Here is a 13,438-nt window from a genome sequence, read left to right as displayed (position 1 = left end):
CCATCGCCACCCGCACCAAGGTCACCTACCGCTGCACGGACTGCGGCCACACCGTTCCCAAATGGGTCGGTAAGTGCCCCTCCTGCGGCGCCTGGTCGACGATGGAGGAGTCGACCGCCGTGCGCGCGTCCGGCAGCGGCGCGAACCCCGCGGCGGCCCTGACGCTGCCTTCCTCCCCTGCACTGCCGATCACGCGGATCGACCCCAACACGACCCGCGCGCTGCCCGTGGGCATCGGTGAGCTGGACCGGGTACTGGGCGGCGGCATCGTCCCCGGCTCGGTGATCCTGCTGGCCGGCGAACCCGGCGTCGGCAAGTCGACCCTCCTGTTGGAGGTCGTACACCGCTGGGCCTCGTCGGGGCGCGGCCGTGCGCTGTATGTGACGGGCGAGGAGTCCGCCGGGCAGGTCCGCCTGCGCGCCGAACGCACGGGTGCCGTCTCCGACGGGCTCTACCTCGCCGCAGAATCCGATCTCGGCACGGTCCTCGGCCACGTCGATGCGGTGAAACCTACTCTGCTCGTGGTGGATTCGGTGCAGACCATGTCGGCGTCCGGCATCGACGGTGTGCACGGCGGCGTCACGCAGGTGCGGGCGGTCACCGCGACCCTCACGTCGCTCGCCAAGGCCTCGGGCGTCGCCGTACTGCTGGTCGGGCATGTCACGAAGGACGGCGCGGTCGCCGGACCGCGGTCGCTCGAGCACCTGGTCGACGTGGTGCTCGGCTTCGAGGGCGACAAACACTCCACGCTGCGCATGGTGCGCGGCGTCAAGAACCGCTTCGGCGCTGCCGACGAGGTGGGCTGCTTCGAGCAACGCGAGGACGGGATCGCCGAGGTGACCGATCCATCGGGGCTGTTCCTGCACCACCGCGACGCCGCGGTGGCGGGCACCGCGGTGACCGTCGGAATGGACGGCAAGCGCCCGCTGCTGGGCGAGGTGCAGGCTCTCGTCGCCCAGAGCTCTCTTCCTGCGCCGCGGCGCGCAGTATCCGGACTCGACTCGGCGCGCGTGGCGATGATCCTGGCCGTAGTACAGCGTTTCGCACAGGTGCAGCTGCACGACCTGGACGTCTACGCGGCCACCGTGGGCGGCATGCGCATCACCGAGCCGGCGGCGGATCTCGCACTCGCGCTCGCCGTGGTCTCCGCGCGGCGGGAGCGAGCGCTGCCGGAGCGCACCGTCGTACTCGGAGAGGTGGGCCTCGCCGGCGAACTCCGGCGTGTGACCGGGCTCCAACGGCGCCTCGCCGAAGCCGCGCGGCTCGGATTCGGCACCGCGATCGTGCCCACGACGCCCGATCCGGTGAAGATCCGCGGCATGCGCGTGCTGCAGGCGGACTCGGTCGGCGAGGCCGTCGGACTCGCCGGACTCACCCGGCGCGCCGCCTCGAGCGAGCGATAGGGTGTCCGGCATGGGTGCAACCGGCGCGGACATGGCCGCGGACGCCTTCGGCGGCAACGCGCCACTACGCGACACCGTCACCCGCGTCGCCCCGGGAACGGGTCTGCGCGACGGCATCGAGCGCATCCTGCGCGGCCGCACCGGCGCCCTGATCGTGCTCGGTCACGACGCCGCGGTGGAGCGGATCAGTGACGGCGGCTTCCACCTCGACGTGGCCTTCGCGCCCACCCGGCTCCGCGAGCTGGCCAAGATGGACGGCGCGGTCGTGCTGTCCACCGACGGCTCGCGCATCGTCCGGGCCAACGTACAGCTGGTGCCCGACGCCTCGATCCCCACCGAGGAGTCCGGCACCCGGCACCGCAGCGCCGAGCGCACCGCAGTGCAGACCGGCTTCCCCGTGATCACGGTGAGCGCATCGATGTCGATCGTGCGCGCATACGTCGGCGGCGTGCGGTATCTGGTCGACGATGTCGAGCCGATCCTCTCCCGCGCCAATCTCGCCGTGGCGACCCTCGAACGCTACCGGCAGCGGCTCGACGAGGCCGGACATCAGTTGTCTCGCACCGAGATCGAGGACTACGTGACGCTGCGCGAGGTGTCACACATGGTGCAGCGCCTAGAGTTGGTGCGGCGCATAGCCGTCGAGATCGAGCAGTACGTGATCGAGCTCGGCACGTCCGGCCGGCAGATCGCCCTCCAGCTCGACGATCTGCTGGGCGACGCGCTGCTGCTGCGGGAACCCGTTGTACGCGACTACCTTCCGTCATCCGATCGTCCCGCGGACGTCGCCCATGCTCTGACCCGGATAGAATCCCTCACAGACACGGATCTGCTCGCGCTCACAGAGGTCGCGGGCGCATTGGGATATCCCACCACGGTCGAGGCCCAGGACGGTGCGGTCTCGCCGCGCGGCTACCGACTGCTGACCGCGATCCCACGCCTCCATCCGGGCCAGATCGAGTCGCTCGTAGCGTCTTTCGGCAATCTGCAGACACTCCTCGCCGCCTCGGCCGTCGACCTCCAGGCCACCGACGGGATCGGCCAGGCCTGGGCTCGGCACGTGCGCGAGGGCCTGTCCCGCATGGCCGAGCTGTCCGTGGAGCGGTACGACTGATGCCGTGGTCCGAGGCGTCCGGGCTCGCCGCCGGCGATGCGGGTGACGGCCCCGGTCCCGAGGCGTCCGCCCGATTACGCGCCGACGGGGTCGCGTTGCTGCAGTTGACCTTCCGTGCCGGCCAGACACTCGCGGACCACAGCGCACCGAAGCCGATCCTGCTGCTGGGTCAGCGAGGTCGGATCGCGGTCCATATCGGAGGCGGGACCGTGACCCTGCAACCCGGATCGGCTCTGCACATCACCGCCCGCGAGCCGCACGCTCTGACCGCCGAGACCGACGCCGTAGCGACCCTGCTCCTGCTGGGATGAACCCGGATCAGTTCTGGGCTGCGCGCGGGCCCGGCTTGACGATGTTGAAAGTGACCGGGGCGCTGCGCTTAGCGCCCAGCTGCGCAACGATCTGATACGACCCGGCGGGGACGGGCACGCGCTTGACCTGGCAGCCCGGCGCCGACGTGGTGCCTGCCCACTGCAGGCCGTAGGTGAGCTGCTGTCCGGGATTCAGCGTCTCGTTCTTGATCTGCGGCTGGAATGTGCAGTCGAAGTTGGACCACAGGCGCTTGGTGCCGTCGAGCGAGTACACGAGCAACTGCTGCTGCCCGGTGCCTATGTCCCTGATGCACGGTGCCGCACCGGCATTGGTGACGGTCGCGCTGAACACGGGCTGGTCGCCGAGATTGTAGGTCGGCTTGTCCGCACTCACGACGACCGAGATCGCCGCATCCGTGCAGGCACCGCCGGCGGCAACGTTGCCGGCGGTCGGCAGGCCGGGCGAGGATGCCGCAGAGGAACCCGACGACGGTGCCGCTCCCACGCGGGACTGAGAGGCCTGGAACGACTGTGCGCTCTGGTTCGCGGCGTCGCCGCCGCCGGACGGGGCGGCCGACTGCGAAGCCGGGAGCTCGGTGGTGGTGGTCACGGACGCGGGCAGGGAGGACGTGCCCGCAGCGGTGGTGTTCTTCGAGTCCGGACCGCCGGCGAACACGATCACCAGCACGACGACCGCAACGACCAGCAGCGCGACGACGGCCGCGAGCATGCGCCGCCGCCAGTAGATCTCGGGCGGCAGGGGTCCGTTGGGTTCCAACACACCCCAACCGTAACGGCCGGGCCGCCGCCCGCCGCTGACCTGCAGCGGCGTGTCGGCGAACCGACCGGTGTGATGCGCGTCCGGGCGCGGTGACCTGCGGTCCGGCGACCCGGATGTCCCGTCAGGCGGTCTTGCCGGGCTCGTGGGGCACGGGCTCGGGAACGGCCTCGCCGATATCGCCTAGGACGCCGCGCAGGTGCACGCGGCCCTCGGCCAGCTCGTAGGTGAGCCCGACGATCGCGGCGCGTCCGTCGCGCACGCGCTCGGAGATGATCTTCGAGCGCTCCATGAGCATCGCGCCGGTCTCCTGCACGTGGCGGCTCGTGAACTCGTCGACGGAGCTCAGTCCCTCGCGTCGACCCTGCAGGATCGACGGGGTCAGCCGCTCGACGATGTCCCGGATGTACCCCGGGGGGAGCTCACCGGTCTCGAGCGTGTTGAGCGTCGCCGCGACGGCGCCGCAACTGTCGTGTCCCAGGATGGCGATGAGCGGAACGTTGAGGATCTCGAGCGCGTACTCGAGCGATCCGATGACCGCCGCGTCGAGGATGTGACCCGCGGTGCGCACCACGAACATGTCGCCGAGGCCCTGGTCGAAGATGATCTCGGCGGCCACCCGGGAGTCACCGCAGCCGAACAGGGCGACCGTCGGGTTCTGGCCGCGCACCAGCTCCGCGATGTCGGACGCACCCTGGTTCGGGTGGATGGACTGTCCGGCTACGAAGCGGCGGTTGCCCTCTGCGAGCGCCCGCCAGGCTCCCTGTGGTGTGGAACGAGGCATGAGACCATAGTGCCCGCTATGGCCACCGCCCTCAACTTCACGCCGGTTCTGAGCTGGTTCGACGTCGCCGAGCGGGATCTCCCGTGGCGTCGGCCGGGGGTCTCGGCGTGGCAGATCCTGGTCAGCGAGGTGATGCTGCAACAGACCCCGGTCGCGCGCGTCGAGCCCGTCTGGCACGAGTGGGTCGCACGTTGGCCGCGGCCGCGTGACCTGGCGGAGGCCTCGGCGGGCGACGCGGTGCGGGCCTGGGGACGGCTCGGTTATCCGCGGCGCGCCATGCGCCTGCACGCGTGTGCCGTCGCGCTCGTGGAGCGGCACGGGGGCGGGGTGCCGTCGTCGGTGGACGAGTTGCTCGGGCTGCCCGGTGTGGGCGAGTACACAGCTCGCGCGGTCGCATGCTTCGCCTTCGGACAGGACGTACCCGTGGTCGACATCAACGTCCGGCGGGTGCTGGCGCGCGCCGCCGCGGGGGAAGCCGAGGCGGGAAATCCATCGCCGCGCCGCGATCTGGCCGCGGCCCAGAAGGCGCTCGAGTCCGTGCCCGGCCCACGCCGCCCACGGTTGTCGGCGGGGCTCATGGAGCTCGGCGCACTCGTGTGCACGGCCCGCTCGCCGCTATGCGGCGAATGCCCGCTCGGCGACTCCTGTGCATGGGTGGCCGCGGGAAGGCCCGCGTGGTCTGGGCCCGCCAAGCGGGTGCAGCGCTTCGAGGGCACGGACCGCCAGGCACGGGGACGGCTGATGGCGGTACTGCGGGGCGAGTCCGGTCCCGTCGCCCGGGCCGCACTCGACGTCGTCTGGCCGCAGGACCCCGCGCAGCGTGATCGGGCGCTGGACTCCCTGCTCGTCGACGGCCTCGTCGAGCAGACGCGCGACGGACGCTTCGCGCTCGCCGGGGAGGGCGAGCGGAGGTAGGCGCCACCGTCGGCGCTCCCAGCCACCTCCCAGAAACGGGTCAGCACCGACCCAGCCTTCGACCGGAGTATGAATCTCGTCAAGCAGACAGCCCCGGATCGAAACCGGGGAAACGAGAAGGAGATTCACGAATGCCCGGTCCTCGCCCCAACCCCCGTCCGACGTCCCGCAAGCCGGCCCCGCGCCGCCGCGTCCGCGTCTGGGACGCTCGCAATCGTCGCTGGAACTGGATCTGGCGCTGATCCGCCGCCTCCCCCGGTAGTACGTGTGAGCCGCTCCCGCTGGAGCGGCTCACACGCGTCTGCGCCCCTCTCGTCGTGACCCTCACGTCATCGAAGCGGGCCGTCGTCATGCGACGGCGGCGATCCACTCCCGGATCTTCGCCACATCGCGTGGGCCGAGCCCGGAGGCCGGGCGCGGTGCGATCACCCTCGTCTCCGCGGCGCGGCGCCACCGCCACGCCGCGGACATCCCGCCCACCAGATAGGCAGCGTCGTCGGTCCACAGCAGCGGGGCCTCGTCAGGAACGTATGCCTTGGCGCACGCGAACTTCCATGCACCGCTGGCCATCCGGCCCTCCGGATCGAGGGCGGCCGCGACGGTATCGTCGAGCACGGATTCGTCGAGCCACGGCAGGACCGGTAGGCCGTCGATCACGGTCGGCAGCTGACGGGTGTGCTCGCGCCAGGTACTCAGCCAGCGCACGTCGACTCCGGCGGCCACGGCATCCCCCAGCACGCGTACTACCGTCGGCGACCACAGCAGGGGCAGGCGGATCATCGCGCCGCCGCGCGTCGTGCGACCGAGTGGGTGATCGATACTGCCGGAAAGCCGATCGTCCCAGTCCATGCGTCCACCGGATGAGCTGAGCGCGTTGACGACACCGTCGAAGTCGACCAGCCAGACGGGACGCATGCTCATCTCCCGAATCTACCGGCGTCGGCGACCGATGCTCTCCGGCACACTCCGCATGCGCTCCACACCGGCGACGACATCACGCGCCTTCGTTCTATCGCAGCGACCGCGTCACGGCGCATCACCGGCAGGACACCCGCGGGTCACGTTGAGCATGCCGAAGACGTTCACGTCGAACGACGCCCGCACCATCTAGAGCCCCATCCCCTTGCCTGCCCCGGTCACGAGCCACGTGAGAGTCGACATGCCACCACGGCAATCCTCCAGGTGTCTAATGGGACCGGTGACCGATCATGCCCCCGGTTCCGGCCATACGGACATCGCCCGCAACAAGCTGCTCCGCACCGTGGCGATCGCGCTCGTGCTGGTCTTCCCGTTCCTGAAGGTGCTCTACACGACCGGGGACTCGGAGATCGCGGGCGAGGTCGTCCGCCTGCACGGGCCGTCCGGGTGGGCGGCCGTCATCCTCGACAACGTGCTCAGCTACCCGGCGCTGTTCCTGACGCTGTTCGTCCTGATAAGCGGTTCCGCATCCGTCCTGTCGACCGCCGCTACGGTCTCGCGGCGCGTGCTCGGCCGGTCCGACGAGGCTCCGGCACCGTCCGCCGCCGTCACGGTGCTGCTCGTCCTGACCGCGCCGGTGCTCGGCTCCCTATGGGCCCTGGTGCTGTTCGGACCCCTCTGGGCCATCGCCACCGGATCCGCGACGCTGATCTTCCGCATGCCGAGCGATGCACAGCGGGTCCGGTACGCCCTGGCGGCAAGGCGCGGCTCCCCCGCGCCCCGCGTGCACGAGCGACTCTCGGCGGTGGGCAAGGCGCTACTCCACGTCCTCGCCCTGGTGGTGCTCCCCCTGGTCGTGCTCTACGTGATATTCGACGGACGCGCCTGGGAGACGGCGCGCCTGTGCAACGTCGAATCCGTAGGCGAGGGAACGCATCCCGCCGTGATCATCGAGATCGAGCGCGGGAGCAACGGGATCAGCACCGGATGGCGGGTCGGCACGAAGGACATCGTGTCCGGCACGGGCTGCGTGGAGCACGACGACCACATCCGGAAGGCGCTCTGGGACTGATATCCCTACCGCTGGCAGACGGAGCACCACCACGCGGTGCGATCGGCCTCACGGCCGTCGTTCGAGCCGACGGGTGCGGAGCGGATCGCCGTGCCGCAGCGCCGGCAGGGCCTCCGATCGCGACCGTAGACCCACAGCCGGGCGCCGTCGCGGTCCACGCCGGTCGTAGTGCGCCGCAAGCGATCCCGGTTCGCCACCAGCAGGCGATGTGCGAGATCGACCCACGCGGCCGGATCGCCCGCGTCTGCCACCGGAGTCTGCGGCGCAACGCCGCGAAGGAAGCAGATCTCGCTGCGGTACTCGTTGCCGATCCCGGCCATCACGCGCTGGTCCAGGAGCGCGAGCCCGACCGCACGGCGCGGGTCGACGGCGAGGTTCGCTGCGGCGCGGCCGGGATCCCAGTCCCTCCCCAATAGATCCGGGCCGAGGGGCCCCACCGCGTCGTCCTCGCGGGCGCGGGCGACCACCTCGAGCAGACCGAGCGAGAAGCCGACGGCCTCGATATCGCCGACCGCGAGGACCGCCCGCGCGGTGTGTGCGGGCCGGCGCCAACGCTCCCCCCGGTGATACACGTGCCAGACGCCCTCCATTTTGAGGTGGCTGTGGATCGTCGAATCCCCAACCCGCATCAACAGATGCTTGCCGCGCGAACGCACTTCGTCGACGGTCCGCCCCGAGAGGTCGACGGTGGCGTACCGCGGCACACGGAGGTCGCAGCGCGTCAGCTCACGTCCGGCGAGCGCCTCGTGCAACCGCCGGGCGCTCCGGAAGACGGTGTCCCCCTCAGGCATCCGGCACCCGCTCCCAGTCCTCGACAGGCCCGGGCACCACCTCGAACAGAGGATGCACCAGCTCGGCCGGCGCTCGTTCGGCGACCGCGGACAGCAACCGCTCGCGATAGTCCGGCGTCCGGATCAACTTGTCCGCCAAGCGCTCCAGCTCGTAGGCGAGCTGTCCCTCGGTCACCGGCATGCGCTCCACGTCGGCGTCGGGCCGCAGGATCCGCGCGCCGTCGAACCGGTAGCCGCGCCGGGCGGCCGCGGCGCGTACCGCCCCGAGATACGCCCCGACGGTGTCCAGCGGGTCCGGCGTCGCGCGGAGCCGGACGAGCTGCGGGTGCCGCGTATACCCGCGGGTACCGCCCGCGAGCACCTTCTGCGCCAACAGCGTCTCCCGCCACAGCCCCGTCAGCCCCTGCCGGTCCAGGAGCTCGGGGGCGACCGACCACAGCCTCATGCCGACGGCCTCATGGTTTCCGGACCGGACAGGAACGCCTCGACGGCACCCCGGTAACGGTCGGGGGCGTCGTCGTGCACGAGGTGGCCGGCGCCGTCTATCCGCAGGTACGCCAGCTCGGGTCCGGTGAACTCGGCCTCCATGCGCGACCCCACCCCGTCGGGCACGACCGTGTGCTCCGCCTCGACGAGCAGGGTGGGCGCGGCCACCGCCCGCCACTGCGCCCACGCGTCCTGCCGGCCCCACACGTCGGCGATCGCGCGGAAGGCGTCGACGTCGCCGTGCAGTCGCCCGTCGTCGAACGCCTCGTAGAAGTAGCGGCCCGCGACGGCGCCGAACAGCGCGACACACTCCGCCTCCGATGCGAAACGCTCGGGCCAGCTGGAGAACCAGGGCGCCCACGCGTCGGTGGACTGCCCCGTGAACTCGGGCGACATATCCTCGACCACCAGGCCCCGCACCAGCTCGGGGTATGCGGCGGCGGTACACCACGCATGCAGACCACCCATCGAATGGCCGATCAGCAGCGCGGGCCCGCGATCGATCCACGTGACGATCTCGGCCACATCGGCGACGAACCGCTCGGTGGAGATCGCGTCGTCGGTGACCGGCTCCACGCGGTCGGCGCCCTGATGGAAAGCCGCGTCGAAGGTGAACACGCTGCCGTGCCGGCGCAGCCACGGCACCTGTCGCCGCCACGTCCGCCCCCGGCCCATCAGCCCGTGCAGCAGCACGATCGGCGGTCCCGAACCGCCCCAATCCCGCAGGCCCACACACGTATCCACGAGAGTCGACGGTACCGCGTATGTTGGACCCATGCCGGTAGTGAAGATCAACGCCATCCACGTACCCGAGGGCGCAGGCGACGAGCTCGAGAAGCGGTTCGCGAATCGCGCGCACGCAGTCGAGAACTCGCCCGGCTTCCTCGGCTTCCAGCTACTCCGCCCGGTCAAGGGCGACGACCGCTACTTCGTGGTGACCGAGTGGGAATCGGAGGAGGCGTTCACCGCATGGCGCGACGGACCCGCCAGGGAGGCACACGCCGGCGAGCGCAACCCCGGCGGGAAGAAGCCCGTCGCGACCGGAGCGGACCTCCTGGAGTTCGAGGTCGTCCTCGACGTCGAAGGCAAGCAGCCGGGATCGACGTCCTGAACGCCTGCTCGGTGAGCTCCTCTACGCGTCCGTAGACTCCACGCCCTTCGACCGGGGGTCCATCGCAGCGTGCCGGGCTCACAGCCAGGCCGCGCCGCCGTCCCAGGTGAGGAACGAGTCCAGCCGGTCGGCGTGCCGCAGGTGGGGATGCTCGGTGGTGAGGTACCCACCGCGGTAGAACAGCAACGGCTTGTCCTCCACGGGTTCACCCAGCGACTGGACGCGTCCGATCGCGACGTGGTGGTCGCCCCCGTCGACGACGTTCTCCAGCGTGCAGTCGATCCAGGTGAGGGCACCGTCGATGGTCGGATTGCCGAGGGGTGACGGCGTCCATTCGAGGCCTTCGAACTTGTCGTCGATGACGCGGCCGAAGGCGGCGCTCACGGATTCCTGACGCTGCGCCAGCACCGACACTGCGAAGGTCTTCGACTCCTCGATGAAACGCCACGTCCGGGAGGTCTTCCCCGGGCAGAACAGGATCAGGGGTGGGTCGAGGGACAGGGCCGCGAAGGACTGGCAGGCGAATCCCCTGGGCTTACCGTCGGCATCTGCGGTGGCGACGATCGTGATGCCCGTACAGAACTGCCCCATGACATTGCGGAACGCCCGCGAGTCGAAGGCCGGTGCACTCATGACCTCCAACCTAATCCCCCGCCCTGCAGCCGCGCGCCGCGCACCCGCTCGGATGGCGCACCGTTGGGAGCAGACCGGCGGCCGCTAGTCCGCGCAGACCAGCCCGACGGATGTGCACGGAACGGTGACTGCGCACATCGATAGACAGATCCGTAGGAACTTGCACACTCTCGACAGTCGGGACGGCTCCTGCATGTCTCTCGCCTCCTCATGGACCAGAGATCGAATCGTGGCGAGTCGAACGATACGCCGGTTGTTTGTTACCCGCCGGTTCCGAAGACCGCTGCGGTCTACTCGGCGGCCGACGACGGCGCATCCGCGGCGAGCGCGGCGACGGCGTCCTCGTTCTTGGTCAGGCGGGGCTTGCCGGTGAACGTGAACTTCGCGTCCTCGCCCTTGCCCTGGCCGTCCCAGCCCTCGACGTCGACGACGACCGTCTGGCCGGCACCGACCTCGCCGAACAGGATCTTCTCGGACAACTGATCCTCGATCTCCCGCTGGATGGTGCGGCGAAGCGGCCGGGCACCCAGCACCGGGTCGAAGCCGCGCTTCGCGAGCAGCGCCTTGGCCTGATCGCTCACCTCGATCTCCATGTCCTTGTTCCGCAGCGCGGTCGCGACGCGCTCCACCATGAGGTCGACCATCTCGATGATCTGGTCCTGCGTCAGCTGGTGGAACACCACGATGTCGTCGATGCGGTTGAGGAACTCGGGGCGGAAGTGCTTCTTGAGCTCGTCGTTGACCTTGAGCTTCATCCGCTCGTAGTTCGACGTGGAATCGTCCGCGCTCGTGAAGCCGAGGCCGACCGCCTTCGAGATGTCGGACGTGCCGAGGTTCGACGTGAAGATCAGCACCGTGTTCTTGAAGTCGACGGTGCGGCCCTGTCCGTCGGTCAGACGACCGTCTTCCAGCACCTGCAGCAGCGTGTTGTAGATCTCGCTGTGCGCCTTCTCGATCTCGTCGAACAGCACCACCGAGAACGGCTTCCGGCGCACCTTCTCGGTGAGCTGGCCGCCCTCCTCGTAGCCCACATACCCGGGAGGGGCGCCGAACAGCCGCGACGCGGTGAAGCGGTCGTGGAACTCGCCCATGTCGATCTGGATCAGGGCGTCGTCGTCGCCGAACAGGAAGTTCGCGAGCGCCTTCGACAGCTCCGTCTTACCGACACCGGACGGTCCGGCGAAGATGAACGAGCCCGACGGGCGCTTCGGGTCCTTCAGGCCCGCCCGCGTGCGGCGGATCGCCTTCGACACCGCCTTGACGGCGTCCTCCTGACCGATGATCCGCTTGTGCAGCTCGTCCTCCATGCGGAGCAGACGCGTGGTCTCCTCCTCCGTGAGCTTGAAGACGGGGATGCCGGTCCAGTTGCCCAGGACCTCGGCGATCTGCTCCTCGTCGACCTCCGCAACGACGTCGAGATCACCCGAGCGCCACTGCTTCTCACGCTCGGCGCGCTGGTTGATGAGCTGCTTCTCCTTGTCGCGCAGCGACGCGGCCTTCTCGAAGTCCTGCTCATCGATCGCCGATTCCTTCTCGCGGCGCGCGTCCGCGATCTTGTCGTCGAACTTGCGCAGGTCCGGCGGCGCGGTCATGCGGCGGATGCGCATACGTGCGCCGGCCTCGTCGATCAGGTCGATCGCCTTGTCCGGCAGGAACCGGTCGTTGATGTACCGGTCCGCCAGCGTGGCGGCGGCGACCAGGGCGCCGTCGGTGATGGACACGCGGTGATGCGCCTCGTAGCGGTCGCGCAGCCCCTTGAGGATCTCGATAGCGTGCTCGACGCTCGGCTCACCCACCTGGACCGGCTGGAAACGGCGCTCCAGCGCGGCGTCCTTCTCGATGTACTTGCGGTACTCGTCGAGAGTGGTGGCACCGATAGTCTGCAGCTCGCCGCGGGCCAGCTTCGGCTTGAGGATCGACGCGGCGTCGATAGCCCCCTCGGCGGCACCCGCGCCCACGAGCGTGTGCAGCTCGTCGATGAACAGGATGATGTCACCCCGGGTGTCGATCTCCTTGAGGACCTTGCGCAGGCGCTCCTCGAAATCACCGCGGTAGCGGGAGCCGGCGACCAGCGAGCCGAGATCCAGCGTGTACAGCTGCTTGTCCTTGAGCGTCTCCGGCACCGCACCGTTGACGATGGCCTGCGCCAGGCCCTCGACGACGGCCGTCTTGCCGACGCCGGGCTCGCCGATCAGCACCGGGTTGTTCTTGGTGCGCCGCGAGAGGACCTGCATGATCCGCTCGATCTCCTTCGAGCGACCGATGACCGGGTCGAGCTTGCCCTGCGCGGCGGCCGCGGTGAGGTTGCGACCGAACTGGTCCAGCACGAGCGACGTCGACGGTGTGCCCGCCTCGCCACCCGACGTGCGGGCGCCGGCGCCGGCGGGCTCGCCGCCCTCCTTGCCCTGGTACCCGGACAGCAGCTGGATGACCTGCTGACGGACGCGGTTCAGGTCGGCGCCCAGCTTCACCAGGACCTGAGCGGCGACGCCCTCACCCTCACGGATGAGTCCGAGCAGGATGTGCTCGGTACCGATGTAGTTGTGGCCGAGCTGGAGCGCCTCGCGCAGCGACAGCTCGAGGACCTTCTTGGCCCGCGGGGTGAACGGGATGTGCCCGGAAGGAGCCTGCTGCCCCTGCCCGATGATCTCCTCCACCTGACTGCGGACACCCTCGAGAGAGATGCCGAGCGACTCGAGCGATTTGGCGGCAACACCCTCACCCTCGTGGATCAGGCCCAGGAGGATGTGCTCGGTGCCGATGTAGTTGTGATTGAGCATCCTGGCTTCTTCCTGTGCCAGGACGACGACGCGGCGAGCGCGGTCGGTGAACCTCTCGAACATGGCCATTTTCCTCACATCCCGGTAACGACGGGCGGTGGCTGGGTGCCGCGCCCAAGGTAGCCGTGTGTTGCTGGTGTTCCTACTGTAGTTCGGTCACGCGGGGCATGTGTCCGGGGCGGTCCCCGGACGGTGTCTCATACCCGCCGGGATGGATCGCCCCTGTACTCCGCGTACCGGTTACGGCAGGTAGAACGCCTGACGCGAACCGATGTCATCCCCGTTCCGCCGTCAGCGAACGACGTCCTCCGCCACGGGTAAGAGCGAGGACCCCGCCCCGGG

At 69.7% G+C, this 13,438-nt stretch carries 14 protein-coding genes; 6 read left to right on the top strand and 8 right to left on the bottom strand.

Annotated features, from left to right (window positions below):
• Window positions 1–2: 2 nt before the first annotated feature.
• The 3 genes from radA to P0W64_RS20900 are packed head-to-tail and all read left to right on the top strand — an operon-like array spanning window position 3 to window position 2,828.
• Window positions 3–1,403, top strand: coding sequence for a DNA repair protein RadA (radA, locus tag P0W64_RS20910; RefSeq protein ID WP_275482129.1), 1,401 nt, complete (start codon window positions 3–5; stop codon window positions 1,401–1,403).
• Between the two features lie 10 nt (window positions 1,404–1,413).
• On the top strand, window positions 1,414–2,517 hold the full coding sequence (gene disA, locus P0W64_RS20905) for a DNA integrity scanning diadenylate cyclase DisA (protein WP_275482115.1): 1,104 nt from the start codon (window positions 1,414–1,416) through the stop codon (window positions 2,515–2,517).
• On the top strand, window positions 2,517–2,828 hold the full coding sequence (locus P0W64_RS20900) for a cupin domain-containing protein (RefSeq protein WP_275482114.1): 312 nt from the start codon (window positions 2,517–2,519) through the stop codon (window positions 2,826–2,828). Before disA ends, P0W64_RS20900 begins: the two co-directional genes overlap by 1 nt.
• A 7-nt stretch (window positions 2,829–2,835) precedes the next feature.
• On the opposite strand, the gene P0W64_RS20895 is transcribed toward P0W64_RS20900, so the two are convergent.
• Entirely contained in the window at window positions 2,836–3,609 is a 774-nt protein-coding gene (locus P0W64_RS20895) for a BsuPI-related putative proteinase inhibitor (RefSeq protein ID WP_275482113.1), read from the bottom strand.
• A 121-nt stretch (window positions 3,610–3,730) separates the two neighbouring features.
• Complete coding sequence (locus P0W64_RS20890; protein ID WP_275482112.1) at window positions 3,731–4,390, bottom strand: carbonic anhydrase; 660 nt, start codon at window positions 4,388–4,390, stop codon at window positions 3,731–3,733.
• Between the two features lie 18 nt (window positions 4,391–4,408).
• On the opposite strand from P0W64_RS20890, the gene P0W64_RS20885 reads away from it, so the two are divergent.
• Window positions 4,409–5,305, top strand: coding sequence for an A/G-specific adenine glycosylase (locus tag P0W64_RS20885; protein WP_275482111.1), 897 nt, complete (start codon window positions 4,409–4,411; stop codon window positions 5,303–5,305).
• 348 nt (window positions 5,306–5,653) lie between these two features.
• On the opposite strand, the gene P0W64_RS20880 is transcribed toward P0W64_RS20885, so the two are convergent.
• Window positions 5,654–6,226, bottom strand: coding sequence for a hypothetical protein (locus P0W64_RS20880; protein ID WP_275482110.1), 573 nt, complete (start codon window positions 6,224–6,226; stop codon window positions 5,654–5,656).
• A 277-nt stretch (window positions 6,227–6,503) separates the two neighbouring features.
• On the opposite strand from P0W64_RS20880, the gene P0W64_RS20875 reads away from it, so the two are divergent.
• Window positions 6,504–7,295 carry a hypothetical protein gene (locus tag P0W64_RS20875; RefSeq protein WP_275482109.1) on the top strand — a complete coding sequence of 264 codons (792 nt, stop codon included), beginning with the start codon at window positions 6,504–6,506 and terminating at the stop codon, window positions 7,293–7,295.
• Between the two features lie 5 nt (window positions 7,296–7,300).
• Here P0W64_RS20875 and P0W64_RS20870 read toward each other — a convergent pair whose 3' ends face one another.
• From P0W64_RS20870 to P0W64_RS20860, 3 genes are read right to left on the bottom strand one after another with little or no spacing between them, the layout of a single operon-like run.
• On the bottom strand, window positions 7,301–8,086 hold the full coding sequence (locus tag P0W64_RS20870; protein ID WP_275482108.1) for a DNA-formamidopyrimidine glycosylase family protein: 786 nt from the start codon (window positions 8,084–8,086) through the stop codon (window positions 7,301–7,303).
• Window positions 8,079–8,531 (bottom strand): pyrimidine dimer DNA glycosylase/endonuclease V, encoded by a 453-nt coding sequence (locus P0W64_RS20865; protein WP_275482107.1) that lies wholly within the window; start codon window positions 8,529–8,531, stop codon window positions 8,079–8,081. The genes P0W64_RS20870 and P0W64_RS20865 overlap by 8 nt, the downstream gene beginning before the upstream one ends.
• Entirely contained in the window at window positions 8,528–9,316 is a 789-nt protein-coding gene (locus P0W64_RS20860; RefSeq protein WP_275482106.1) for an alpha/beta hydrolase, read from the bottom strand. The genes P0W64_RS20865 and P0W64_RS20860 overlap by 4 nt, the downstream gene beginning before the upstream one ends.
• A gap of 31 nt (window positions 9,317–9,347) precedes the next feature.
• Here P0W64_RS20860 and P0W64_RS20855 point away from each other — a divergent pair, with 31 nt between their 5' ends.
• The gene (locus P0W64_RS20855) at window positions 9,348–9,683 is read left to right on the top strand and encodes an antibiotic biosynthesis monooxygenase (protein ID WP_275482105.1); all 336 of its coding nucleotides are present in this window, start codon (window positions 9,348–9,350) and stop codon (window positions 9,681–9,683) included.
• A 78-nt stretch (window positions 9,684–9,761) separates the two neighbouring features.
• Here P0W64_RS20855 and hsaB read toward each other — a convergent pair whose 3' ends face one another.
• Entirely contained in the window at window positions 9,762–10,316 is a 555-nt protein-coding gene (gene hsaB / locus P0W64_RS20850; protein WP_275482104.1) for a 3-hydroxy-9,10-secoandrosta-1,3,5(10)-triene-9,17-dione monooxygenase reductase subunit, read from the bottom strand.
• A gap of 290 nt (window positions 10,317–10,606) precedes the next feature.
• Entirely contained in the window at window positions 10,607–13,159 is a 2,553-nt protein-coding gene (locus tag P0W64_RS20845; RefSeq protein ID WP_275482103.1) for an ATP-dependent Clp protease ATP-binding subunit, read from the bottom strand.
• Window positions 13,160–13,438: the final 279 nt, after the last annotated feature.

This window comes from Tsukamurella sp. 8F (genome assembly GCF_029167375.1).
Taxonomy (GTDB): Bacteria; Actinomycetota; Actinomycetes; order Mycobacteriales; family Mycobacteriaceae; genus Tsukamurella.
The sequence above is the reverse complement of the archived record's forward strand: the minus strand, read 5'-3'. Positions and strand labels throughout refer to the sequence as shown.

Coding starts and splice junctions, on each gene's coding strand:
- hsaB (WP_275482104.1), bottom strand. CDS start 10,316: ATGAGTGCACCGGCCTTCGACTCGCGGGCGTTCCGCAATGTCATGGGG.
- P0W64_RS20885 (WP_275482111.1), top strand. CDS start 4,409: ATGGCCACCGCCCTCAACTTCACGCCGGTTCTGAGCTGGTTCGACGTC.
- P0W64_RS20900 (WP_275482114.1), top strand. CDS start 2,517: ATGCCGTGGTCCGAGGCGTCCGGGCTCGCCGCCGGCGATGCGGGTGAC.
- P0W64_RS20880 (WP_275482110.1), bottom strand. CDS start 6,226: ATGAGCATGCGTCCCGTCTGGCTGGTCGACTTCGACGGTGTCGTCAAC.
- P0W64_RS20890 (WP_275482112.1), bottom strand. CDS start 4,390: ATGCCTCGTTCCACACCACAGGGAGCCTGGCGGGCGCTCGCAGAGGGC.
- disA (WP_275482115.1), top strand. CDS start 1,414: ATGGGTGCAACCGGCGCGGACATGGCCGCGGACGCCTTCGGCGGCAAC.
- P0W64_RS20865 (WP_275482107.1), bottom strand. CDS start 8,531: ATGAGGCTGTGGTCGGTCGCCCCCGAGCTCCTGGACCGGCAGGGGCTG.
- P0W64_RS20845 (WP_275482103.1), bottom strand. CDS start 13,159: ATGTTCGAGAGGTTCACCGACCGCGCTCGCCGCGTCGTCGTCCTGGCA.
- P0W64_RS20855 (WP_275482105.1), top strand. CDS start 9,348: ATGCCGGTAGTGAAGATCAACGCCATCCACGTACCCGAGGGCGCAGGC.
- P0W64_RS20870 (WP_275482108.1), bottom strand. CDS start 8,086: ATGCCTGAGGGGGACACCGTCTTCCGGAGCGCCCGGCGGTTGCACGAG.